The organism is Aquabacterium sp. G14 (genome assembly GCF_037482285.1).
In the GTDB taxonomy this organism is placed as follows: domain Bacteria; phylum Pseudomonadota; class Gammaproteobacteria; order Burkholderiales; family Burkholderiaceae_C; genus Aquabacterium.
This window is the reverse complement of the sequence record NZ_JBBEYB010000011.1, coordinates 34767-57429: the sequence shown is the minus strand read 5'-3', so window position 1 is coordinate 57429 and position 22663 is coordinate 34767. Positions and strand designations below refer to the sequence as shown.

General features: G+C 62.4%; 20 protein-coding genes and 1 tRNA gene. 19 read left to right on the top strand and 2 right to left on the bottom strand.

The window, feature by feature from the left end; genetic code table 11:
* Positions 1 to 132 precede the first annotated feature (132 nt).
* The 7 genes from WIT60_RS12440 (at position 133) to WIT60_RS12410 (ending at position 6753) form a co-directional block, all read left to right on the top strand.
* Positions 133 to 987 carry a GNAT family N-acetyltransferase gene (locus tag WIT60_RS12440; RefSeq protein ID WP_339584228.1) on the top strand — a complete coding sequence of 285 codons (855 nt, stop codon included), beginning with the start codon at positions 133 to 135 and terminating at the stop codon, positions 985 to 987.
* A 26-nt stretch (positions 988 to 1013) separates the two neighbouring features.
* Complete coding sequence (rsmB, locus tag WIT60_RS12435; protein WP_339584227.1) at positions 1014 to 2363, top strand: 16S rRNA (cytosine(967)-C(5))-methyltransferase RsmB; 1350 nt, start codon at positions 1014 to 1016, stop codon at positions 2361 to 2363.
* A complete protein-coding gene (locus WIT60_RS12430) occupies positions 2363 to 2953 on the top strand; it encodes a DUF4390 domain-containing protein (RefSeq protein WP_339584226.1) in 591 nt (196 codons plus the stop codon). The genes rsmB and WIT60_RS12430 overlap by 1 nt, the downstream gene beginning before the upstream one ends.
* Before the next feature lie 6 nt (positions 2954 to 2959).
* Complete coding sequence (locus WIT60_RS12425; RefSeq protein WP_339584225.1) at positions 2960 to 5260, top strand: sensor histidine kinase; 2301 nt, start codon at positions 2960 to 2962, stop codon at positions 5258 to 5260.
* A 27-nt stretch (positions 5261 to 5287) separates the two neighbouring features.
* Positions 5288 to 6073, top strand: coding sequence for a response regulator (locus WIT60_RS12420; protein WP_339584224.1), 786 nt, complete (start codon positions 5288 to 5290; stop codon positions 6071 to 6073).
* Positions 6074 to 6127: 54 nt separating this feature from the next.
* Positions 6128 to 6203 (top strand) — tRNA-Phe (locus tag WIT60_RS12415).
* Between the two features lie 145 nt (positions 6204 to 6348).
* Positions 6349 to 6753, top strand: coding sequence for a YkgJ family cysteine cluster protein (locus tag WIT60_RS12410; RefSeq protein WP_339584223.1), 405 nt, complete (start codon positions 6349 to 6351; stop codon positions 6751 to 6753).
* 42 nt (positions 6754 to 6795) lie between these two features.
* On the opposite strand, the gene WIT60_RS12405 is transcribed toward WIT60_RS12410, so the two are convergent.
* Positions 6796 to 7362, bottom strand: coding sequence for a DUF2242 domain-containing protein (locus WIT60_RS12405; RefSeq protein WP_339584222.1), 567 nt, complete (start codon positions 7360 to 7362; stop codon positions 6796 to 6798).
* A 201-nt stretch (positions 7363 to 7563) separates the two neighbouring features.
* On the opposite strand from WIT60_RS12405, the gene WIT60_RS12400 reads away from it, so the two are divergent.
* The 3 genes from WIT60_RS12400 to WIT60_RS12390 are packed head-to-tail and all read left to right on the top strand — an operon-like array spanning position 7564 to position 12841.
* Complete coding sequence (locus tag WIT60_RS12400) at positions 7564 to 8199, top strand: DUF2760 domain-containing protein (RefSeq protein ID WP_339584221.1); 636 nt, start codon at positions 7564 to 7566, stop codon at positions 8197 to 8199.
* Positions 8196 to 10043 carry an Hsp70 family protein gene (locus WIT60_RS12395; protein ID WP_339584220.1) on the top strand — a complete coding sequence of 616 codons (1848 nt, stop codon included), beginning with the start codon at positions 8196 to 8198 and terminating at the stop codon, positions 10041 to 10043. Before WIT60_RS12400 ends, WIT60_RS12395 begins: the two co-directional genes overlap by 4 nt.
* Positions 10040 to 12841 carry an Hsp70 family protein gene (locus WIT60_RS12390; protein ID WP_339584219.1) on the top strand — a complete coding sequence of 934 codons (2802 nt, stop codon included), beginning with the start codon at positions 10040 to 10042 and terminating at the stop codon, positions 12839 to 12841. The genes WIT60_RS12395 and WIT60_RS12390 overlap by 4 nt, the downstream gene beginning before the upstream one ends.
* A 30-nt stretch (positions 12842 to 12871) precedes the next feature.
* On the opposite strand, the gene WIT60_RS12385 is transcribed toward WIT60_RS12390, so the two are convergent.
* A complete protein-coding gene (locus tag WIT60_RS12385; RefSeq protein WP_339584218.1) occupies positions 12872 to 14035 on the bottom strand; it encodes a glycosyltransferase in 1164 nt (387 codons plus the stop codon).
* A 182-nt stretch (positions 14036 to 14217) separates the two neighbouring features.
* Here WIT60_RS12385 and WIT60_RS12380 point away from each other — a divergent pair, with 182 nt between their 5' ends.
* From WIT60_RS12380 to waaC, 9 genes are all read left to right on the top strand, one after another.
* The gene (locus tag WIT60_RS12380; protein ID WP_339584217.1) at positions 14218 to 15126 is read left to right on the top strand and encodes a glycosyltransferase family 9 protein; all 909 of its coding nucleotides are present in this window, start codon (positions 14218 to 14220) and stop codon (positions 15124 to 15126) included.
* Positions 15123 to 16202, top strand: coding sequence for a glycosyltransferase family 4 protein (locus WIT60_RS12375; protein ID WP_339584216.1), 1080 nt, complete (start codon positions 15123 to 15125; stop codon positions 16200 to 16202). The genes WIT60_RS12380 and WIT60_RS12375 overlap by 4 nt, the downstream gene beginning before the upstream one ends.
* Entirely contained in the window at positions 16196 to 16999 is an 804-nt protein-coding gene (locus WIT60_RS12370) for a DUF5672 family protein (protein ID WP_339584215.1), read from the top strand. The genes WIT60_RS12375 and WIT60_RS12370 overlap by 7 nt, the downstream gene beginning before the upstream one ends.
* A gap of 22 nt (positions 17000 to 17021) precedes the next feature.
* The gene (locus WIT60_RS12365; RefSeq protein ID WP_339584214.1) at positions 17022 to 18077 is read left to right on the top strand and encodes a glycosyltransferase family 2 protein; all 1056 of its coding nucleotides are present in this window, start codon (positions 17022 to 17024) and stop codon (positions 18075 to 18077) included.
* On the top strand, positions 18074 to 19114 hold the full coding sequence (locus WIT60_RS12360) for a glycosyltransferase family 2 protein (protein ID WP_339584213.1): 1041 nt from the start codon (positions 18074 to 18076) through the stop codon (positions 19112 to 19114). The genes WIT60_RS12365 and WIT60_RS12360 overlap by 4 nt, the downstream gene beginning before the upstream one ends.
* Positions 19115 to 19313: 199 nt before the next feature.
* Positions 19314 to 19997 carry an alpha-1,2-fucosyltransferase gene (locus WIT60_RS12355; protein WP_339584212.1) on the top strand — a complete coding sequence of 228 codons (684 nt, stop codon included), beginning with the start codon at positions 19314 to 19316 and terminating at the stop codon, positions 19995 to 19997.
* Between the two features lie 89 nt (positions 19998 to 20086).
* Positions 20087 to 20809: a DUF268 domain-containing protein gene (locus WIT60_RS12350; protein ID WP_339584211.1), complete on the top strand. Its 723-nt coding sequence runs from the start codon at positions 20087 to 20089 to the stop codon at positions 20807 to 20809.
* A 224-nt stretch (positions 20810 to 21033) separates the two neighbouring features.
* A complete protein-coding gene (locus WIT60_RS12345; protein ID WP_339584210.1) occupies positions 21034 to 21705 on the top strand; it encodes a DUF4254 domain-containing protein in 672 nt (223 codons plus the stop codon).
* Complete coding sequence (gene waaC, locus WIT60_RS12340) at positions 21705 to 22661, top strand: lipopolysaccharide heptosyltransferase I (protein WP_339584209.1); 957 nt, start codon at positions 21705 to 21707, stop codon at positions 22659 to 22661. The genes WIT60_RS12345 and waaC overlap by 1 nt, the downstream gene beginning before the upstream one ends.
* Positions 22662 to 22663: the final 2 nt, after the last annotated feature.

Here is a 22663-nt window from a genome sequence, read left to right as displayed (position 1 = left end):
GACGGTCGGGATTTCTCATAGGACGTACTAAGCGCTCGTCACGGGCCTGTCATCCAACGTTCACCGCACCGTCACCGGACGCGTCAAAACTGTCCAGTCATGTCCACAAAGACCTGAGATTGGAGAGAGACAATGCGTGACCTCCCCCTGCCGACCCTGCCGATGGCAGACCTGTCTTCCCACCTGTCGGCCGAATCCCGTGCCGCGCGGAGGTCACTTCACCCGGGGTCGACGCCCGAGGCCGGCACACGGCCAGGCATTGAAGTCGTTTGGGCACGCACTGCGGAAGATGTTCTCGCCGCGCAGCGTCTGAGGTACGAGGTCTTCGCCCTGGAGATGGGCGCCCGCCTGAGTGTGCCCGTCGGCAGCCCTGCCGGTCACGACATCGACCTGTTCGATCCGTATTGCGAGCACCTGCTGGTGCGCCTGGAGGCGGGCACCGGTGAACCCGGCCCCGTGATCGGCACCTACCGTGTGCTGACGCCCGAATCGGCCAAGCGCATTGGCGGCCTGTACAGTGAGACTGAGTTTGACCTGACCCGCCTGCGCCCGCTGCGCGGCAAGATGGTGGAGCTGGGTCGCTCGTGCGTGCACCCCGACCACCGTAACGGCGGCGCCATCATGGCGCTGTGGGGCGCGTTGGCCGAGTTCATGGTGCGCAACGATCTGGACACCATGATCGGTTGCGCTAGCATCAGCATGCGCGACGGTGGTCACGTGGCCGCCAGCCTGTGGGAGCAGTTGCGCCAGACGCACCTGGCCCCGATCGATCTGCAGGTGCGTCCACGCCTGCCGCTGCCGGTGGACGAACTGGACCGCCACCTGAAGGTCGAGCCGCCCGCACTGATCAAGGGCTATCTGCGTGTGGGCGCCAAGGTGCTGGGCGCACCGGCCTGGGACCCGGATTTCAACACCGCCGACCTGCCGATGTTGATGCGCATTGCCGACCTGCCGTCGCGGTATCGCAAGCACTTCCTGGGGGCCTGAGCCGGGCAGCGCATAGACTGCGCGGCATGAGCAAAACGGTTTCGACCTCTTCCCCCCAGTCCCTGCCCCTGTGGCAACTGCTGAGCGGCTGCGCCGATGCGGTGGCCGCGGTGCGTCAGGGCCAATCCCTGACCGATGCGCTGGCCGCGCGCAAGACGGCGGAGCGACCCGGCGTGCAAGCCCTGTCGTTCGCGGTGCTGCGGCGTCTGGGCACCGCCCAAGCCCTGCGTCTGCGCCTGGTACCCAAAGCCCCCCAGCCCTGGGTCGATGGGCTGCTGCTGTCCGCCCTGGCGCTGGCCTGCGGCCCCGAATACAACGCGCACACCCTGGTGGACCAGGCCGTGGAAGCTGCCAAGCGGCGTGCCAAGCCAGCCAGCGGGCTGGTCAACGCCGTGCTGCGCCGCTTCCTGCGTGAGCAAGCCACCTTGCTCGCGGAGTTGGACGATGACCCAGTCGCCCACTTCAACCATCCGGCATGGTGGATCAAGCGCCTGCAAAAGGACTGGCCCGAGCACTGGCAAGCCATCCTGATGGCCAATCAGGAACAGCCGCCCATGACACTGCGCGCCAACCTGCGCCATGGCCGCACCGCCGCCTACCGTATCCGTCTGAGCGAAGCTGGCCTGCTGACCAACCTCACCACCGCCTCCGTCGACAGCCCCGATCAGCCTCAACCCATCGTGCTGCCCCATGGTGTGCCGGTGCAACGCCTGCCCGGCTTTGACCAAGGCGACGTCTCGGTTCAGGACGCAGCCGCTCAAATCGCAGCCCCCCTGCTCGTGTATGCCGGCGGGCACAAGCTGCCTGCGGGTGCCCGCGTGCTCGACGCCTGCGCGGCCCCGGGTGGCAAAACCGCTCACCTGCTGGAACTGGCCGACCTGGACGTGACCGCGCTGGACGCTGACCCCGAGCGCCTCGCCCGTGTGAACGACACCTTGCAGCGCCTGGGATTGAAGGCGCGCACCGTGGCAGCCGATGCCAGCCAGCCGCAAAGCTGGTGGGACGGCCAGGCCTTTGACGCCATCTTGCTGGACGCGCCTTGCAGCGCCTCCGGCATCGTGCGACGCCATCCAGACGTGCGCTGGCTGCGGCGCGAGACCGACATCGCGGCCCTGGCGCACACCCAGGATGCCATCCTCAACGCCCTGTGGCCGCTGCTCAAACCAGGCGGCCACCTGCTCTACTGCACGTGCTCGGTCTTCAAAATGGAAGGTCAGGACCGCATCGACGCATTTTTGCAACGCACACCCGACGCCCAGGCGCACCCTGCGCCCGGCCACCTGCTGCCTGTGGTCGAATACTTGGACCCCGCCGGCCGCGACCGTGGGGATGGCTTCTTCTACGCTCTGCTGAGCAAGTCCCCGCTGGGTTCCTGATGCCTGTGATGCGCCGCCGAGACCTGCTGCTCCGCAGCACCTCTGCCCTGTGGACCGCCGCCCTGGCCTCCACAGGCGGTGGAGCGTGGGCGGCCTGGGCCAACAGCGGCGCGGAACTGGCCCGCCTGGTGGCCCAACAAGACGAAGACGGACTGATCCTCAGCTACGAGGTGCGCTTCGACCTGCACCGCGACGTGGAACAAATGCTCTCCAAAGGGATTGCCGTGGTGTTCTTGGCCCAAGCCGAGGTGTTTGAAAGGCGCTGGTACTGGACGGACCGCCGCATTGCCTCGGCCACCCGACGCTGGCGTCTGGCCTACCAGCCTTTGACGCGCCAGTGGCGCCTGAACTTTGACGGTTTCAGTCGCCCCTACAGCCGCCTCAGTGAAGCCCTGGAGGTGCTGCGTCAGGGCAGCCGCTGGCTGATCGCCGAGCAACTGGGCGATGCAACCCCGGCCGACTGCTATGTGGACTTCCGCTTCCAACTCGATGCCAACGAATTGCCCCGGCCTTTGCAGATTGGACTGGGCGGCCAGGCGGACTGGACGCTGCAGATCGAACGGCGCGTGGGCGTGAGCTCGGCACGCTGACGCCCCATGCCGGCCTTCAAACTCAACCAACGCTGGACCTGGATCATCGCCAGCGTGGCCATGCTCGGTGGTGGCCTGGTCCTGACCTTTCTGTTGGTGCTGGCCACCCAGAACAGCGAACAACTGGAGCCGTACTTCAACTGGCTGCTCTGGGGCAATGTGGCCACGGCCGCCCTGCTGGGTCTGGTCATCTTGTTGGCCTTGGGCCGGTTGGTGCTACGCCTGCGCCAGCGCCGCTTTGGCAGTCGCTTGCTGCTGAAGCTCGCTGGCATCTTCGGCCTGGTCGGCTTGTTGCCTGGCGTGCTGATCTACACCGTGTCTTACCAGTTCGTCTCCCGCAGCATCGAGACCTGGTTTGACGTGCGGGTGGAGGGTGCGCTCGAAGCCGGTCTGAACCTCGGACGCAACACCCTGGACAGCCTGACCCGAGACCTCGCGACCAAAACCCAGGTGGCGGCCGACCGCTTGGGCAGCCACCCAGACACACTGCCCGGCCTGCTGGAGCTGGAGCGGCTGCGCGAACAACTGGGAGCACAAACCGTGAGCCTGGTCAGCGAAAGTGGCCAGGTCGAGTGGAGCGCGGGCGGCGCAGGCGATGTGCCGCTGATGACCGAACGCGTGAGCCCCTCATGGCGTCAGGATGCCCGACAGAAAGGGGTGATGGCCCAGGTAGAAAACCTCGATGACGAGGCCATGCCCGACTCCGCCCGCATCGTGGCGCTCGCCTGGATGCCCGACCGCAGCTTTCAGCTTCAGGCACGGGGGCACTACCTGATGGTCACCCAGCGACTGCCTGCCGAAATTGTGCGCAACGCCCTGGACGTTCAGGCGGCCTACAGCGAATACCAGCAACGTGCATTGGGCCGCGAAGGCCTGCGGCGCATGTACATCGGCACCCTCACCCTGGCACTGATCCTGGCGGTGTTCGGTGCCTTCTTGCTCGCGGCCACGCTGGGGCAACAGCTGGCGCACCCGCTGTTGCTGCTGGCCGAGGGCGTGGGGGAGGTGGCACGCGGCGATTTGCGACCGAAGGCCGTCTTCACCTCGAAAGACGAACTGGGGGGACTGACCCGCGCCTTTGCGGAAATGACGCAACAGTTGGCCGACGCCCGAGCGCTGGTCGATCGCAGCGTGCATGACCTCGACAGTGCACGTGCCCACCTTCAGGCCATCATGGACAACCTGACGGCTGGCGTCATCGTGTTCGATGCCCATGGTCGCATCGAAACCGTCAACCCCGGCGCCACCCGCATCCTGCGTCTGCCGCTGTCGGTGTACCGGGGACGCCCACTGTCGGACGTACCCGAACTCGCCGGCTTCGCCGCCAGCCTGGCGCAACGCTTCGAGCTCTACGCCCATGACCCCACACCCGGCGAACGCCAGCAATGGCAGGAGTCCTACGAGTTGCAACTGCCTGGCAGCGCCGAGCCCCTGACCCTGCTGGTACGGGGTGCCGACCTGCCCCCCGACGAACGCCTGATTGTGTTCGACGACCTCACCGAGGTCGTGTCCGCCCAACGGGCGGAGGCCTGGAGCGAAGTGGCTCGCCGCGTGGCGCATGAAATCAAGAACCCACTCACGCCCATCCAGCTCTCGGCCGAGCGCCTGCAGATGAAGCTGCACGACAAGCTGGACGAGCCAGGGCAAAGTCTGCTGCAACGCTCGACAGACACCATCGTGACCCAGGTTCAGGCGCTCAAGGCCCTGATCAACGAGTTCCGGGACTATGCCCGCCTGCCCTCGGCAAAGCTGGCCCCTCTGGACCTGAACGCCCTGGTCAACGAGGTGATGGCCTTGTACGGCCAGGCTCTGGAACAAGGCACCGTGCAGTTGAACCTGCGGCCTGATCTGCCGCACATCCTGGGCGACGCCGCGCTGCTGCGTCAGGTGGTACACAACCTGGTCCAGAACGCCCTGGATGCGGTGGGAGAACACCCGCCCGCCAACGACGTCCCACGCGTGGTGCTGCGCACCGACGTGTCTTTGAACGAGACGGGCGAGGTCCGCGCCGTGCGTCTGGCTGTGCAAGACAACGGTCCAGGCTTCCCCGAGAAAGTCATCAAGCGCGCCTTCGAGCCCTACATCACCACCAAGGCCAAGGGCACGGGCCTGGGTCTGGCGGTGGTCAAGAAGATCGCCGACGAGCACGGCGCCCTGGTGCGCATTCGCAATCTGGGATCTGCAGGGGGCACACCCCCAGGCACAGGGGACGCAGGCCCCATTTCTGAGCCGAGAGGGGCTCAAGTTTCGCTATCATTTTCAAAGCTTTCATCAGAAACACCACAAGCTGGGCCACACTACGCATAGTTCCCACTTGAGGGTTCCCTCCTATTCATGGCTACCATTCTTGTTGTCGATGACGAACTGGGCATCCGCGCCCTGCTGTCAGAAATCCTGAGCGACGAAGGTCACACCGTTGAAGTCGCTGAAAACGCCGCCAAGGCACGCCAGTTGCGCGAACAGTGCCAACCCGACCTGGTCTTGTTGGACATCTGGATGCCGGACGTTGACGGCGTCACTTTGTTGAAAGAATGGGGTGCCAACGGTCAATTGACCATGCCCGTCGTGATGATGTCGGGGCACGGCACCATCGACACCGCCGTGGAAGCCACCAAGTTTGGCGCCCAAGCTTTCCTGGAAAAGCCCATCACGATGCAAAAGCTGCTGCGCACCGTGGAGCAAGGCTTGTCCAAGCCGGCCCCACGTGCCGCTGCTCCGGCCCAGCCTGTGCACACCGCCACGGTGACGCCCATCACGGCGGCAGCCTCGTATGCGGTGCCCCTGAGCAGCGCTGCCCAACCCTTGCGCAGCGACATGGTGGGCATCGAGCCCGTGCACACACCTCAACCCGTGGCCTACGGCATGCCCGTTCACAACGGTGCCCTCAATGCCACGGCCCACAACGGTCTGTCGCATGAGCAAAGCTTCGAGCTGGATCGTCCGCTGCGCGAAGCCCGCGATGACTTCGAGCGTGCTTACTTCGAGTTCCACCTGGCGCGTGAAGGCGGCAGTATGACCCGCGTGGCCGAGAAAACCGGCCTGGAGCGCACCCACCTTTATCGCAAACTGAAACAACTTGGTGTTGATTTGGGCCGATCGAAGAAATCGGCAGCAAATTGATGCTATAGTTCAGGTCTTCGTTGATCACTGCAACGCAGCAATCAACGAAGAGATGGCCTGGTAGCTCAGTTGGTAGAGCAGCGGATTGAAAATCCGCGTGTCGGTGGTTCGATTCCGCCCCAGGCCACCAGAATCATCAAAAAAGCCCATCCACTGCGATGGGCTTTTTTGTTTCCGGTCGCCAACTCGGGCTCACGCTTCACGCTGCCCCGATGTCGCCCTGCTGCAATTGTTGCGATTTCACAACTGACTGCACACACCCACACGACCAAGCCATGAAGTCTTCGATCCACCTCGTCGACGTCGACCGCCCGGACACGTGGTCACGTTACCGCAACGGCCTGTGCGACACCTGCGTGGCCAACTGCTGCACGATGCCGGTGGAGGTGAAGTTGCCCGACCTGGTCCGACTGGGCCTGGTGGACCCGTTTGAGGCCGAACACGAAGAGCCCAAGCAGATTGCCAAGCGCCTGAGCAAGGCGGGTGCGATCGAGCACTTCAATTTCAAGCACAGCATCTTCACGCTGTCACGCCGGGCCAGCGGCGATTGCCAGTACCTGGATGCCATCACAAGGCGCTGCACGGTGTACGAGCAACGCCCCAACACCTGCCGCAAGCATCCTCAGGTGGGGCCACGCCCCAACTACTGCCCTTACGGGACGCGGGCGCAACGCCGCTGAGAAGGGCATGAGGCCCCTGCGCTGCGCGGGCGGAATCGATCGTCAGGGCTTTTCGTTGAGGTACTGCTGTAGCAGGCTGAAAAAGCCGTCGTAGAAGGACTCCTCCGAGATCGTTTCGACCCCGACCTTGACCATGGAATCGCTGCTCGACATCAAGGGAATGGAGAGCGAGCCGATGGCGCTGAGGCCCAGGCTGGCGGAGGTGTTGGCCTTCTTGAGGCTGTAGCTTTCCTGCACGCCAGTGACAAAGGCGAGGCTGACCTGCCCTTGAGCGTCTTCCGGCACACAGACCACACGGATCAGCATCTTCAGGTGCGACTCCACGTCAGGCTGGAAGTGCTTGGTGCCTTCCACCAGGTCGGGGCTGCTGCTGTTGACGATGTAGCCCTGGCTGAGCAGTGCCCGGCGACCCGCCTCGCAGGTTTGCGCAGGCGTGGCATCGATCAGGCGTGAATAGGTTTCGGCCGCACCAAAGGCCTCATGGCGAGTCGAAGCGGGTTTGGGCGTCCCCGCACAGCCTGAAAGCCACACGGCGCATGCCACGATGCCCCACCCTGCACGAACACGCGCCCTGCGCCAAGTCTGCGGGAAAAGAGAAAAGCGTGTCATGAGCATGATTGTCAGGGTGCTGGCGCATCTTCGCACCGTCAGGGGCATGACCGTGTGTCAGGTTCATGCTCAGCGGGTCGGTGCGGTACGCCAGCGGGAGCAGGCTTAGGTAACATGTCGCCTCCGCGCAACCGGCGCCCGACGCATGCGGCTACCCCAGCGCTTGGACCCCGCGCCCCAGACACCTGTTTCTTCGCCATCATGAGTTCCAACCCTCCCTCTCTGTCGCGCCGCATTTCGCTGGCGTTTGGCAGCTTCTTCGGCATCCTGTCGCGCCCTGACTTCGCAGCCGACATTGAGCGCTTGCGTTCGGGCGGCGCGTCCGAAGCGCCGGCGGCCCTGCCCCCCTCGTCGGCGCCTGCGAGCGCGCCAGTGGCCGAGTCTGCGCCCACAGCACCGCCCCCTGTTGCCGCCGCACCCGTCACACCTCCCGCAGCCCCCGCCACACCGAAGGTCGCCGACACCAGCGCGGCCCTGCAACTGCTGTCGCTGCTGCAGCGGGAGGCCCGCCTCGTCGACTTCGTGCAGGAAGACATCGCCGCCTACAGCGATGCCGAGATTGGTGCCGCCGCCCGCGTGGTGCACGAGGGCTGCCGCAAGGTGCTGCGCGAGCATGTCAGCCTGGCGCCCGTGCGATCTGAAAACGAAGGCAGCCGCCTCACCCTGCCGGCCGGCTTCGATGCCAGCGCCGTGCGCCTGACCGGCAACGTGGTCGGCCAGGCGCCGTTCACCGGCACGCTCACGCACCGGGGCTGGCGCGCCACCGAGGTCCGCCTGCCGCAACTGACAGAAGGGCACGACGCCCAGATCGTGGCGCAGGCCGAGGTGGAACTGTGAGCACGTCGTCGCGCTACACCATTGGCATCGACCTGGGCACCACGCACTGCGCCCTGTCTTGGGTGGACACGCAGGCCAGCGATGGCGAAAAAGTGGTGCAAGGCGTCTTGCCCATCCCGCAGTTGACTGGGCCCGGTGCCGTGGAAGGGCGCGAACTGCTGCCCTCCTTCCTGTACCTGCCGCACGCCAGCGAATTCGCTCCCGGCGATCTGAACCTGCCCTGGTCCACGACCGAGTCGGTGGCCGTCGGCGAGATGGCCCGCTCGCGGGGTGCCGCCACGCCGATCCGGCTGGTGTCCAGCGCCAAGAGCTGGCTGTGCCACCCCGGTGTGGATCGCCGCGCGCCCATCCTGCCGGCCGATGCGCCTGCCGAGGTCGAGCGCGTGTCGCCGCTGGCCGCCTCGGTGCGCTACCTGACACATCTGCGCGATGCCTGGAACCTGGCACACCCGGAGGCGCCTTTCCAGGAACAAGACATCACCGTCACCATCCCCGCGTCGTTCGACCCTGGCGCACGGGAACTCACCGCCGAGGCCGCACAGCAAGCGGGCTACGCGAACCTGACGCTGCTGGAAGAGCCGCAGGCCGCGCTCTACAGCTGGATTCAGCGCAGCCAGGGCCAGTGGCGCAAAGAGGTGCAACGCGGTGACCTGATCTTGGTGATCGACGTGGGTGGCGGCACGACCGACCTCTCGCTGATGGCCGTGCTGGAGCGCGATGGCAACCTGGAGCTGCAACGCGTGGCCGTGGGCGACCACATCCTGCTGGGTGGCGACAACATGGACCTGGCGCTGGCCTATGGCGTGGCGCGCAAGCTGGCCGGGCAAGGCACGCAGCTGGATGCGTGGCAGACGCGCGCGCTCTCGCATGCCTGCCGGCAGGCCAAAGAGACGCTGCTGAACGATGCCAGCGTGGCCACCGTGCCCGTGGTCGTGCCCAGCCGAGGCTCCAAGCTCATCGGTGGCGCCATCCGCACCGAAGTCACGCGCGACGAACTGAACCAGATCCTGTTGGAAGGATTCTTCCCACAGGTCGCGGTGTCGGATGCGCCGCTGAGCCGCGCCCGAGCGGGTCTGACGCAACTGGGCCTGCCCTATGCGCAGGATGCGGCCATCACCCGCCACCTGGGCGCGTTCCTGAGCCGCCAGCGCGAGGCCTTGGCCGAGTTGAATGGCTTTGAAGGCAGCTTGTCCGCCAGCGCCAGCTTCCTGCACCCCACAGCCGTGTTGTTCAACGGCGGTGTGCTCAAGTCCAGCTTGCTGGCCAATCGGGTGCTGAACATTCTCAACGGCTGGTTGGCGGCCGAAGGTGGGCCTGCCGCCCGCCTGCTGGGCGGGGCCGATCTGGACCTGGCTGTGGCGCGCGGCGCGGCCTACTACGGCTATGTGCGCCGGGGGCGCGGTGTGCGCATCCGCGGCGGCACGGCACAGGCCTACTACGTCGCGGTGGAGTCGAACATGCCCGCCATCCCCGGCATGGAACCGCCCATCCAAGCCCTGTGTCTGGCCCCCTTCGGCATGGAGGAAGGCAGCGAAGCCGGTGTGGCCGCCGCCGAGTTTGGCCTGATCGTGGGCGAGCCGGTGCGCTTCCGCTTCTTTGGCTCGTCCGTGCGCCGCCAGGACAGCGTCGGCACCCTGCTCGACTTCTGGGGGCCCGATGAGTTGCAGGAGCTGGCCGAGATCGAGGCCAACCTGCCAGCGCAAGGCCGCACTGCGGGCGAGATCGTGCGCGTGCAACTGCACGCCCGCGTGACCGAAACTGGCGTGCTGGAACTCGAAGCCCTGCCCGTGGGCAGCTCCGAGCGCTGGAAGGTCAGCTTCGACGCCCGCGCCGACAGCCTGTGAGCGCACGCTACACCGTCGGGATCGACCTCGGCACCAGCCACACCGTGGTCGCGTATGCCGACCACGCGGCGCAGGCCTCGGCCGGTGACGAGGCGATCCGGCTGTTTGCAATCCCCCAGGCCGTCGGGCCCGGTGAGGTCGCAGCCCGCGAACTGCTGCCCTCCGTGCGCTACCACCCTGCGCCTGGCGAGCTGGGCGCCGGTGATCTGATCACACCTCCACCCTCGTCGGCCCATGAGGTGCCCGCCGTCTTGGGCGATTACGCCCGCGCCTTGGGTGCCCAGGTCCCTGGACGCCTGGTCAGCAGTGCCAAAAGCTGGTTGTCGCACCCGGGCGTGGACCGCACCGCAGCGATCCTGCCGTGGGGCGCGCCGGACGATGTGCCCAAGGTGTCGCCTGTGGCGGCCAGCGCCAGCTACCTGGCCCATGTGCGCGAGGCCTGGGATGCCACCTTCCCCGACGCCCCGCTGGTCGAGCAAGACATCGTGCTCACCGTGCCCGCGTCCTTCGACGAAGGCGCACGCGGCCTGACCCTGGCCGCCGCGGAGCAGGCGGGCCTGCACCGCCTGCGCTTGCTGGAAGAGCCCCAAGCCGCCTTCCACGACTGGCTGTTTCGCCACCGCACCGATCTGAACCACGCCCTCGGCCCCGCCAAGCTGGTGCTGGTGTGCGACGTGGGCGGTGGCACCACCGACCTGACGCTGATCCAGGTCGCACACGATGCGCTGGGCCAGCCCCAGCTCACCCGCATCGGCGTGGGCGACCACCTCATGCTGGGCGGTGACAACATGGACCTGGCGCTGGCACACCTGGTCGAACGCCAGATGGCGCAACGCACCCCGCTGTCCGCTGCACGCCTGGCGCAACTGGTGCAACGCTGTCGCATCGCCAAAGAGCAACTACTGTCCGACGCTGCCCCTGCCGAGGTCACCGTCACCTTGTTGGGTGGCGGCGCGCAACTTATCGGCAGTGCGCAATCGGTCAAGTTGCAGCGAGACGAGGTCTTGCCCCTGCTCGTCGATGGCTTCCTGCCTCGCTGCGAGCGCCATGACCGGCCCCGCCAGCGTCTGGCTGGCATCGTCGAATTCGGCCTGCCTTATCCGGCCGATGCGGCCATCACACGGCACCTGGCGGCGTTCTTGAGCCAGCATGCCCAAGCCGCGCAGCAAGCCCTGGGGGATGCGCCACACGCCCCCTTGGCCGTGCCCGACACCCTGCTGCTCAACGGCGGCGTGTTCCGCGCCCCGGCCCTGGCCCAGCGCTTGGCCCACACGCTCAGCGACTGGGCAGGCCACCCCGTGCACGTGCTGCACAACGACGCCCCCGACGTGGCCGTGGCCCGCGGCGCGGTGGCCTACGCCTTGGTGCGATCCGAGCGGGTCCTCGAGTTGGGCCGCGGCATCGGGGGTGGCTCGGCCCGCAGTTACATGCTGGTGCTCGACGACACCCCGGGGCAAGGCCAAGGCATCTGCGTGCTTCCGCGCGGCACGTCCGAAGACACCGAAGTCGTCTTGCCCGACCGCACCTTCGCCCTGCGCCTGGGTCAGGCGGTGCGCTTTCACCTCGTCTCCACGGTGGCCGACACCGCCTGGCAAGCCGGTGACCTGCTCGCGCTCGACGACGAACGCTTCGTGCGCCTGCCCGCCATCACCACCGTGCTGCCCTTGCCCGCGGGGCAGCGCGCCCTCGACGTACAGGTGCAACTGAGCGCCACCATGACCGAAGTGGGCACGCTGGAGGTGCACTGCACACGCATCGACGACCCCAGCCAGCGCTGGCGGCTCGCCTTCGAGCTGCGTGGCCAAGCGGCCACCGCCTCCAGCAACACGGCCGACAAAGATGCTCCCGTCCATCCACGCCTGCCCGACGCCGTGCAGCTCATCGACCAGGTGTTCGGCACGCAAACCCAAGCCGTCGATGCCAAGACCGTGCGCCAATTGCGCACCCGGCTGGAGCGCCTGCTCGGCGCCCGCGACACCTGGGATCTGCCCCTGCTGCGCGCCCTGTTCAATGCCCTGTGGGCCCGCATGCGTCGCCGCCGACGCAGCGCCGAGCACGAACGCGTGTGGCTCAACCTGACCGGCTACTGCCTGCGACCCGGGCTGGGCGCCCCGCTGGACAGCTGGCGCATCGAACAGATCTGGCCGCTGTTCGCCCAGGGCATCCAGTACACCCAAGACAGCAACAACTGGTCTGAATGGTGGACGCTGTGGCGCCGCGCTGCAGGCGGGCTCGACGCGGCGCAGCAGCTGCAATTGCTCGAAGTGGTGGGCGAACACCTCATGTCCATCCAGCACGCCCGGCGCGACAAAGACCCCTTGCAAAGCAGCTACGACGACATGGTGCGCCTGGTCGCCTCGCTGGAACGCGTACCGGCTGCCTACCGCGTCGAAGTCGGCAACTGGCTGGTGCAGCGTCTGCAGAAAACAGGCGACAAGCCCCACACCTGGTGGGCCGTGGGGCGGCTGGGTGCACGGGTGTCGCTCTATGGCAATGCGGAAAACGTCGTCCCGCCCGAGACCGCCAGCGTCTGGCTGCAAGCCTTGCTGGATCTGGATTGGCGCACCGTGGACCACGCCGCCTTTGCCGCCACAACCCTGGCGCGCATGAGCGGTGATCGGGCTCGCGACCTGCCTGCCGAGTTGCGCGAGACGGTCATCCAGCGTCTGGAGGCCATCGGTGCCCCGGCCAGTTGGAGCGCCATGGTGAGCGAGGTGGTGGAGCTGGATGAGGCCGATCGGAAGCGCAGCTTTGGGGAGGCGTTACCGGTGGGTTTGAGGTTGTTGGTGATGGCTTGACAGCCCCGCACCACCCAACCCCGCGCAGCATCAGGCCACAGGCCGCTCCGCCAAGTGCTTGGTGATGGTCCGCAGGCAGTTGCCATATCGCTCGGCCATCACTGCCACGCCAAAATCGCGCAAAGCTCGCTCTCGGGCCTGTTGCGCCAGGGCTGAGGCCCACAAAGGATCACGCAGCAATTCCTCCAATGCATGGGCCAGCGCCGCGGCATCGGCATGCGCCACCAGTCTGCCATCCACGCCATCACGCAGCAGTTCCTTGACACCCACCACGGCACTGCCCACCACCGCACAGCCAGCAGCCATCGCCTCGACCATCGCCAGAGGCATGCCCTCGTAATGCGTCGACAAAACGAAAAGCTGGTGTGACATCAGCAAGGCAGGCACGGTCGGGCAGTGCCCCAAAAACTGCACCTGCTGCGACAACGCCAGCTCCCTCACCAGTTGCTCGGCGCGCTCCCGATACCGACGCTTGCCAACCCCAGCCAGCATCACGGGCGGCGTCAAGCCGCGATCCCGCAGCAGCGCCACCGCACGAATCAAGGTCTCATGATCCTTCTGCCGAGCAAAGCGCGCTGACATCACGATGCCCGGTGTGCGATCTGCATAAGGGGTCGCCTCGGCTGCCACAAAAGGCGCCAGCTTGATACCGTTGGGAATCGCCATGGTGCGATCTGCAGGAAAACCCAATTCCAACAGGCGCTCTTTGACCCCCTCAGAGCAACCGATGATCGCCGCCGTTCTCTGCGCCAGCCATTTCGCCTGCGCCAAACGCCACCACGAATAGCGCTCGCGCGAATTGTGCTCAACATGAACCAAGGCCGGCACCTTCGCCAACAGCCCGGCATATCGGCCCCAGAGATGCTCGCTGAAGCCATGCGCCACCAGAACGTCAGGCTTGAACCTGCGGCACACCCTCACCAAATCCAGCACCGTTGCAATGTGCGACCAACCCTGGACCACCTCTACCGCCAAGCCCTCCTGCCGCAAGGCCTCCACGCGCGCAGGATCCGCCTGACGCTTGCGCCGCAAGACCAGCAAGGCCTCCATGCCCGGGTCGGTCACGGCGGCTCGCACGAGCTCCACCGCCACCTGGGTGGCCCCAGAAAATCCGCCCGTCACAAAATGGATCACACGCAACGGACGCTCTCCTGCACTGACGCCCACACCGATCTCCGAAGAATAGTTATCCACAGTCACAAGTCCATCAAGCCTAACCGACAAGGATTGCCATCATGCGTCAAGATCGGTGCCAACGACTAACGGCTGACCCTTGAGCGCGGCATGCTGGCAAAATCTCGCCAATGCAACCGTCTCAACCCGATCGGGCATCGTCCCCTGTGCGCCGCCCCCTGCTCATCAGACTCTGTAATTGGGTGGGTGAAGCTGTGCTCTCCCTGCCCACCCTGAATCTGCTGGAACAACAGGGTTACGAACTGCACCTGATCGGAAAACGCTGGGCCGTCAAACTGTTTGAAGGACATGGCTGGACCATTCATGTCCGCCCCGCCAAGCGCGCCGATGCCATCGCTCAACTCAAACACCTGCGGCAACATTTGGCGCAGCAACATCCTGAGTTCACGCGACACCCCAACCTCGTGCTCTTCACCAACTCCTTCTCCAGTGCGCTCGAAGCCCGCCTAGCTGGACTCAAGCCCATCGGGTACAACCGAGAAGGCCGCGGCCTGCTCCTCAGCCACAGCGTGCCTTACCAACCCGGCCTGCATGCCGCCGACAACTACTGGCGCATTGGCAGCCACTTCGTCGGCAGCACGTTCCCACGCCCCAAAGCACTGGGCCTGCGCCCCTCGGCCCAACACTTGGCACAGGCCCGGCAGTGCATGGCAGACCACCGCCTCTCACCCGGCTTCATCATCCTTTGCCCCTTCTCGGGCGCGGCTGACACCACGGGCAAGAAGCGGTGGCCCCACTTCGGTCAACTCGCTCAGTCCCTGCAACACCAGGGACGGCAAGTTGTCTTGTGCCCGGGCCCTGATGAGGAGGCCGAGGCACACGCGAACTACCCTGACGCCATCGTGCTCACCGGCGTTGATCTTGGCACCTACGCAGCGCTGGCGCAGCAGGCGGACTGCACTGTCTCCAATGACACCGGCCCCGGCCATCTTGCCGCCGCCGCAGGGGGACGCGTGGTCAGCGTGCTCGGCCCAGACGGCGCGCCCATGTGGCACGTACAGGGCGAGCACGTCACCATCCTTCGCCCAGAGCAGGGTTGGCCCACGCTGGCCTCTGTCGTCGATGCCATCAACACGCGGCCCCCTCAATGAGCGACGCCAAGCCCTTTCACATTGCCCTGCAATTTGGACACATCCGCCACTTCAACGAAGGGCTGAGCGAGGTCGCGCGCCAACTGGCCCTGCAGTACGCTGCACAAGCTGCGCAACTCAAGGCAGAGCGCCATGTGCACTTCCACTTCATCCTGCCCAGTCAATGGCATGGGATGTTTGGACCGAACGTGACCTACCACGAGCTGCGCGACGCCATGCGCCTGCGTCATCGCTTCCCGGTGGACCTGGATGTCTGGCATGGCCTGCACCAGCACATGCGCTACCGACCTCCCGTCAACAGCAAGCGCAACATCATCACCGTTCATGACCTCAACCATGTGTATGCGAAACATGGGCTGAGCCTGTGGTGGCAGAACCTGCGGCTGACACGCCATCTGCGACGTGCACACCAGCTGGTGGCCATCACACAGTTCGTCGCCGATGACATCCGTCGCTGCCTGCCCTGGGCACCACCCGCTGTGGTCATTCACAACGGTGCAGCCGACCTCACCCAGCACGCCCAAACGCCCGTGCCGGAACTCGTAGGGCAAAGCTACCTGCTACACATCAGTCGCATGTCGGCATCAAAGAATGTGGGTTCGCTGATCGACATGGCAGCCAGCTGGCCCGAACAGCTGCTCGTTCTCGTGGGCCCCGACAGCCCCGAAGTCGAAGCTCACAGACAACGCGTCACAAGCATGGGCCTGCGCAATGTGCGCTTTGTCACCGATGTCGACGAAGCGCAAAAGACTTGGCTGTACGCCAACTGCAAGGCCTTTCTCTTCCCGTCTTTGATGGAAGGATTTGGGTTGCCCCCGATTGAGGCCATGTTTTTTGGCAAGCCGGTGATCGTCGCGCGACGCAGTTGCCTGCCCGAAGTGTGTGGTGAGGCCGCGGCTTATTGGGATGAGTTCAGCGGGCCAGCCATGCGTAAAGTCGTGGAAGACTGGCAGACCCAGCACCGACAAAATGGTGACCTTGCAGTACGAGTGACCGCCCAGGCCCGCCGCTACGCCTGGCCGCGTGCAGCCCGTCAATACCAAGCGCTGTATGAGCAGGGCCAGACCGCATGCTGAACTTGCCGCAAGTGACCCTGTGCTGCGTCGATACGCGGCTGCCGCAAATGGCGCTGGACGCCATGAAAATCTGTATGGCTCAGGTCGAGTTTGGCGATGCCTGTTTGTTCACCTGTCCCAACCATAGCCTGACAGACGTACCCACGGGCATCCGCGTGATTGAGCTCGACAACATCAACTCGATCGAAGCCTACTCGCACTTCTTGCTCAAAGGCATGGGGCCCTACTTGCAGACCTCTCACATGCTCATCGTGCAGTGGGATGGCTATGTGCTTGATCCAAGCATGTGGAGCGATGATTTTCTTACAGTGGACTACATCGGTGCCGTGTGGCCCCAATACGATGACGCACATCGCGTCGGCAATGGTGGATTCTCATTGCGATCGCGCCAGTTGCTAGATGCCCTTCAAAACGATGCCATAGTCGCACACCATCCTGAGGATGTATGCATTGCGCGTACCAACCGTGTGCTGTTAACACAACGTTGGGGCATCCGTTTTGCAGATGAGGCCTTAGCTCATCGCTTTGCCTTTGAGAGGGAACGCCAGACGTCGAGCAGCTTCGGTTTTCACGGAATGTCAAATATGGCGGACTTGTTGACAGTTCCCCAAATTGATCAACTCGTGCACGATGCACCTGCCGATCTCTTTAGCAGTGTGGAAGCACGAAATTTCATTAAGCGGCTCATTAGACGAGGTCTCCACTCTGCAGCCAGACTCGCACTGGCAAAAAGAGCATCTCGCAAATCGATCAATTTATCGGACCTTCGCCTGCTGCTCAGACTGTACTTGCGTTGAACCTGCCATAAACACCCAACCTATGCATGCACGGCCATCTATTTCATTTGTTGTCCCTGCCTACAACGTCGCAAGCTACTTGGATGAATGTCTTAGCAGTATTGTGACGGCAAGCCAAGTAGGCGACCAGCTTATCCTGATAAACGACGGCAGTACGGACCAGACCGGCGCGCTCTGCCGCCAGTGGGCTGCACTCCATCCTCGCCTAATCACTTTGCTAGAGCAGCACAATCTGGGACTATCTGTGGCGCGCAACAACGGATTGCAACTGTCGACATGCCCATACGTTCTCTTCATGGACTCAGACGACGTTGTACAGACGGCCGCTCTGACGCGTGCGCGCGGTATCCTTGCATCACAGGCGCCCGACATCCTTGTCATGGACTTTTGTTGGTGGCACCCCGAGCGCCACCAGCCATTTAACCGTGCCCCAGCCTGCTCCCACCCTGCACGCACGTACCAATCACACCGCGAGGCGTTCTGCATTCAAACATTCCTGGACAACCGCTTGTCAGCGTGTAGCCGGATCTTCAAGCGAGATCTTCTTGCGCAATTAGCACCCGATGTGTTCCCACCCGGAGACGCCTACGAAGAGATTGCAACTGTCCCACGTCTCACGTTGCGCGCCCAGTCCCTGTATTATCTCAACGAGGTTCTTTTTTACTACCGTATCCGCCCAGGGAGCATCACCCAAACGAAAAAAGCCAAGCAATGCTTAGATCTGAGCAAGGCAATGACAACCACCGTACACGAAGTGCGCTCCCTCGGCCTCAGCGATGAAGTAGAAATGGCTGCCAATATGGCCGCAGCTAATTTAATGGTCTCGGCGATTCGGGATTGCGGCTTGGTTATTGACGACAAAACGAAACTCTACGAGCGCGTGCTGGAACAAGGTATGGCCACACTGTCGCTGCCCGTTCCGAAGATCGTCGCAGCGTTAAAACACCGCAACCATGCTACAGATCGAAAAACTGCAAAGCATCTACAGGTTGCACAGCGATTCCCTAAATTTTTCCTCGCGTCACGCAGGTGGGTCTATAACATCAAGCGTCAACTTAAGCGGCGCGCATCAGCATGAACGATTGCCGCATTGCCTTTCTGGTTTCAACTTTCAATATGGCGCGATACGTCGAAGATATGCTTGACAGTGTGCATCAAGCCATGCGAACAGGAGACCAGCTGATTGTCGTGGACGATGGAAGCACAGATGATACCTATGGTGTTTGTTTCCGCTGGGCGAGGCGACTATGCCCTGAAGCATCAATCTCATCACTGCCAAACCTCGGCGTCTGTGCAAGCCGCAATGCAGCGCTAGCCCAAGCATCGGCAGACTACGTCCTCTTCCTTGATGGTGATGATCAAATTGATCCGGCTGCCGTAAGTGAGGCCAGAGCACTACTTCCACACCTGCGACCTGACATCCTCGAGTTTGATTTCCAATACTGGACAACCGACGAAAAAAGAGAGACGATTCACGCGTCGACACCGAAAAGTCATCATGCAGGCAGCCTTATAGAAAACAAAGACGAAATTCTTTGCAACACATTACAAGATCGGGCTTGGGCGCTCTGGGGTCGAATGATTAGCCATCGCTTGCTTTACACTCAAGGTAAACCACTATTTCCAGCAGAACTGACAATAGACGATTTACCTACAACCCCACGTATCGCTGCACGCGCCAATACTCTATATTATTTGCAGAGACCTATCATTCGATACCGATCGGCACCCAACAGCCTGAGCCGACAACGCTCAGCACGACATTGCCTAGATATCTCAAGAGCAACCAATTTCGCTCTTCAGGAAATACACTTTGAGGAACAAAGCAATGCCGTAAAAAAAGCAATTAGAATATGGATTGGGCGAACCTTTTATGAAGCATTGCGCATGGCTTCCCAGTCACCGCAATGCAACATAGAATTATTTATAAGAATTTTCACCTCAGCAATCAGAGATAACCACATGGATGCCAACCTTGTGATCAAGGATCTATTAGGCACCAGCAATGCAATGGACAAGAAAATCGCCAAAGAGCTTCAGAGATTTGAGCGACATCCACAACTGCAATCTATTCGACGCCTAATCAAGTCTCGCTTGAAAAGCCGCATTTCTTGAGCAACTTCCAAGCAACATGCGCTTTAGTCACATTTTTAGACCCAGACACCTCGTCGTATCCAGCTTGGCTGGTGGCTTAGGCAATCAGTTATTCCAGTACGCTTTTGGCCGAGCAGTGGCGTTGAGGCATAATTGCGAGCTAGTTCTGGATACTCGCATTTTGCAGATAAAAGAAGGGCAAACACCTCGCGAGTTACGGTTGACTGACTTCGAAATCAAAGCCAAGATAGGCACCCTAAGTCACCGAGAACTCGATCGCTGCGTGGCTCTGAAAGAACGCCAATCTTGCTATGATCAGTTCATCGTAGACAGGACAGTTCCCGGATGCCGTCTGACCGGCTACTGGCAAACGGAAAAATATTTCGCTCACATCAGACCGCAACTGCTTAGCGAGTTGACATTGTGCGAACCCGTTAAAGAATATATCGCCAACCTCGCCCAAGCAGTTAACCGACACCCGAATTCCGCCAGCGTGCACTTTAGGCGCGGCGACTACGTCACTGATCCTCAGGTTGCGTCCTTTCACGGAGTCTGCAACATAACCTACTATCAAAACGCCATTCGTGCACTCAAAGCTGCGCGGATTAAGCCACATTTTTTTCTATTCTCAGACGACCCTGACTGGTTAGCTGCAAACGTCCCGGATGAAATAGAGGATTTCACAATTGTAGATTCACGACAATCCAGTGATCGAGAAGATCTTTGGCTAATGAGCCTCTGCAAGCATCACATTGTAGCCAACAGCAGTTTCAGCTGGTGGGGTGCATGGCTGAGCCAAAAGCAAGGCCTTCAGTTCGCGCCAGCGCAGTGGTTCATCAGCCCCACATTCATCGACCGAGACATAGTGCCGCCGACGTGGCACAGAATTCCCGCAGTAGCTTAATGATCAAAACGATAAAGTCTCTCATGCTTAGTGTTGCCGCTTTGCACCTAACGCTAGCGCAAAGACCTCTGCGCACACGCACGTTCAAAATGGCCAAGCGCTACCTCTTGGACCGTGAAGCCTTTCTGGATGCAGGTGGACTCATCATATTAGACAGACCGATGCTGCAAGATCTGACCGATCAGGCTGGCTCCGCCTCCGGGCACTACTTCCATCAAGACCTGCTGGTTGCGACAAAGATTAACCTCGCCAATCCTATTAAGCACGTCGATGTCGGCAGTCGTATAGATGGCTTCGTTGCTCACGTTGCCTCGTTTCGAGACATAGAGGTTTTCGATATTCGCCCGCTCAGCCCCACAGCGCATACTCGCATCAAATTCATTCAAGGCGATTTGATGTCGCAGGACAAAGTGCCGGTAGATTACTGCGATTCGCTTAGCTGTCTGCACGCCTTAGAGCATTTTGGACTAGGCAGATACGGTGATCCGATCGCCCCCGAAGGACACCGAAAAGGATTCGACAACTTGACGCGCATGTTAAAACCAGGCGGCATGCTCTACATCAGCTTCCCGATTGGGTCAAATGAGACCATAGGCACCCACTTCAATGCGCACCGAGTATTCGATCCGACCGAAATTTTAGCGTGGAGTGGTGACACGTTCACACTTGTGGACTACAGCTACGTTGACGACAACGGGGATCTACATCTAGACAAAACCCCTGCTCAAACACCTGCTTTGAAATATGGCTGCGGCATTTTCACATTGATGAAAAATCAAACCACATCCGGGAACCGGTATCATGAGGCATGATATGCAGCGCATTTTCATACACCAACTGACTGAACATAACCCTTTGTGATTATGCAAATGCATAAGAATAGGCTGCTGCGTGAAGAGGTTGCTCGGAGAGGACTACAGAATAAGTAGCTTCAGAGCAGGCGCTCGTCAGCGACAGACTCAGTGCTGCTCCGGCGATGACCACAAAGCCCAGAGATAATCGCACCTCGCGCACACATTGAAACAAGGAACGTGCCATGAGCATGCTGCACCAACTTGGCGAACAAGTCAGTCGCCTACACGACACCACACTGAACGCTGCCGGCGGCCCACCCGTTGCCCAGCCCGCCGCGACCTCAGACACGGACCGCACCGCCCAACTCTGGCACTGGATCCACACCAACCACTTCTTCAACAGCTCCCTCTGGGCTGAAGAGGACTTGGCGCGCCGCACCACCGTCAGCGCCGAAGAGATCGCGCAAAACAAGCGTGCCATCGACAAGTTCAATCAGGCCCGCAACGACGCCACCGAACGCGTGGACGAAATCCTGTTGACCGAACTCGGTCTGGTGGATGCCGCCTCGGCCCAAACCGACGCGCCCGTCTCCAAAGTGCCCGCTGGCGCGCGCCTGAACAGCGAAACCGCTGGCAGCATCATCGATCGCATGTCCATCATGGCGCTCAAGATCCACGCCATGCGAGCGCAAACACAGCGCACCGACGTGGATCAGGCTCACCGTGACAGCAGCCAAGTCAAGCTCGACAAGTTGCTGCAACAACGCGCTGATCTGGGTCAGTGCCTCGACGAGCTCATTGCCGACACCCAAGCTGGCAAGGCTTACTTCAAGGTTTACCGTCAGTTCAAGATGTACAACGACCCGCGCTTCAATCCTGCGCTGGTCGCCGAACGCGCCAAGCAACAAGGCTGATGCGGGTTCTCATCATCAAGACCAGCTCCATGGGCGATGTCGTCCATGCGCTGCCTGCCATCAGTGACATGGCGCGCGCCATCCCCGGCATCCAAATTGACTGGTTGGTCGAGAAGAGCTTTGCCGCGATGCCCCAACAGCATCGCGCCGTTCAACGCGTCATCACCTTGCAATGGCGCAAATGGCGCAAAAGCCTTCGCTCCCCCGAGACACAAGCAGCGATCCGCAACTGGCGCGCCGAGATGCGCCATAACCGCTACGACTTGATCATCGACCTGCAAGGCTTGCTCAAAAGCGCCGCCTTCGCGTGCTTTGCCCAAGGGCCACGTGCCGGCTATGACTGGCACAGCATCCGTGAGCCCCTGGCCTCCCTGTTTTATGGCCGCAAGGGGCATGTCGCGCGCGACCTTCATGCCGTAGATCGATGCCGACAACTGGCCTCGCAGTTATTGGGCTACCCGCTGCCCCAGACTGCGCCCGATTTTGGCCTGCAGGCTTGTGCAGACGCATGGCGCCCAGCTAGCACACGTCCGTATGCTGCACTGATCCCCTGCGCCAGCCGCCCGGAAAAGCTCTGGCCCCAACAAGGCTGGATCGCAATAGGACAACAACTGCGCCAGCAGGGACTGGACGTTGCTGTCATGTGGGGCAGCCCCGAGGAAGAGCAGCGCGCCAAAGAGATTGCGCATGCAGTCCACGGCGCCGTCCCACCGTTTCTCACCGTGGCCCAAGTCGGTGACACCCTGGCCCACGCCAGCCTCGTGATCGGCCTGGACACCGGCATGACCCACCTGGCCGCCGCACACGGTCGCCCCACCCTCGGCATTTACTGTGATCATGAGCCTGGTCTTGCCGGCGTGACCGGCCCGGGGCAGGTCATCAGCCTGGGCGGCAAAGGTCAGGTTCCCTCCCTCGAAGCCGTGATGCAAGCCATGCGCACGCTTCAGCCTCTCTGAAT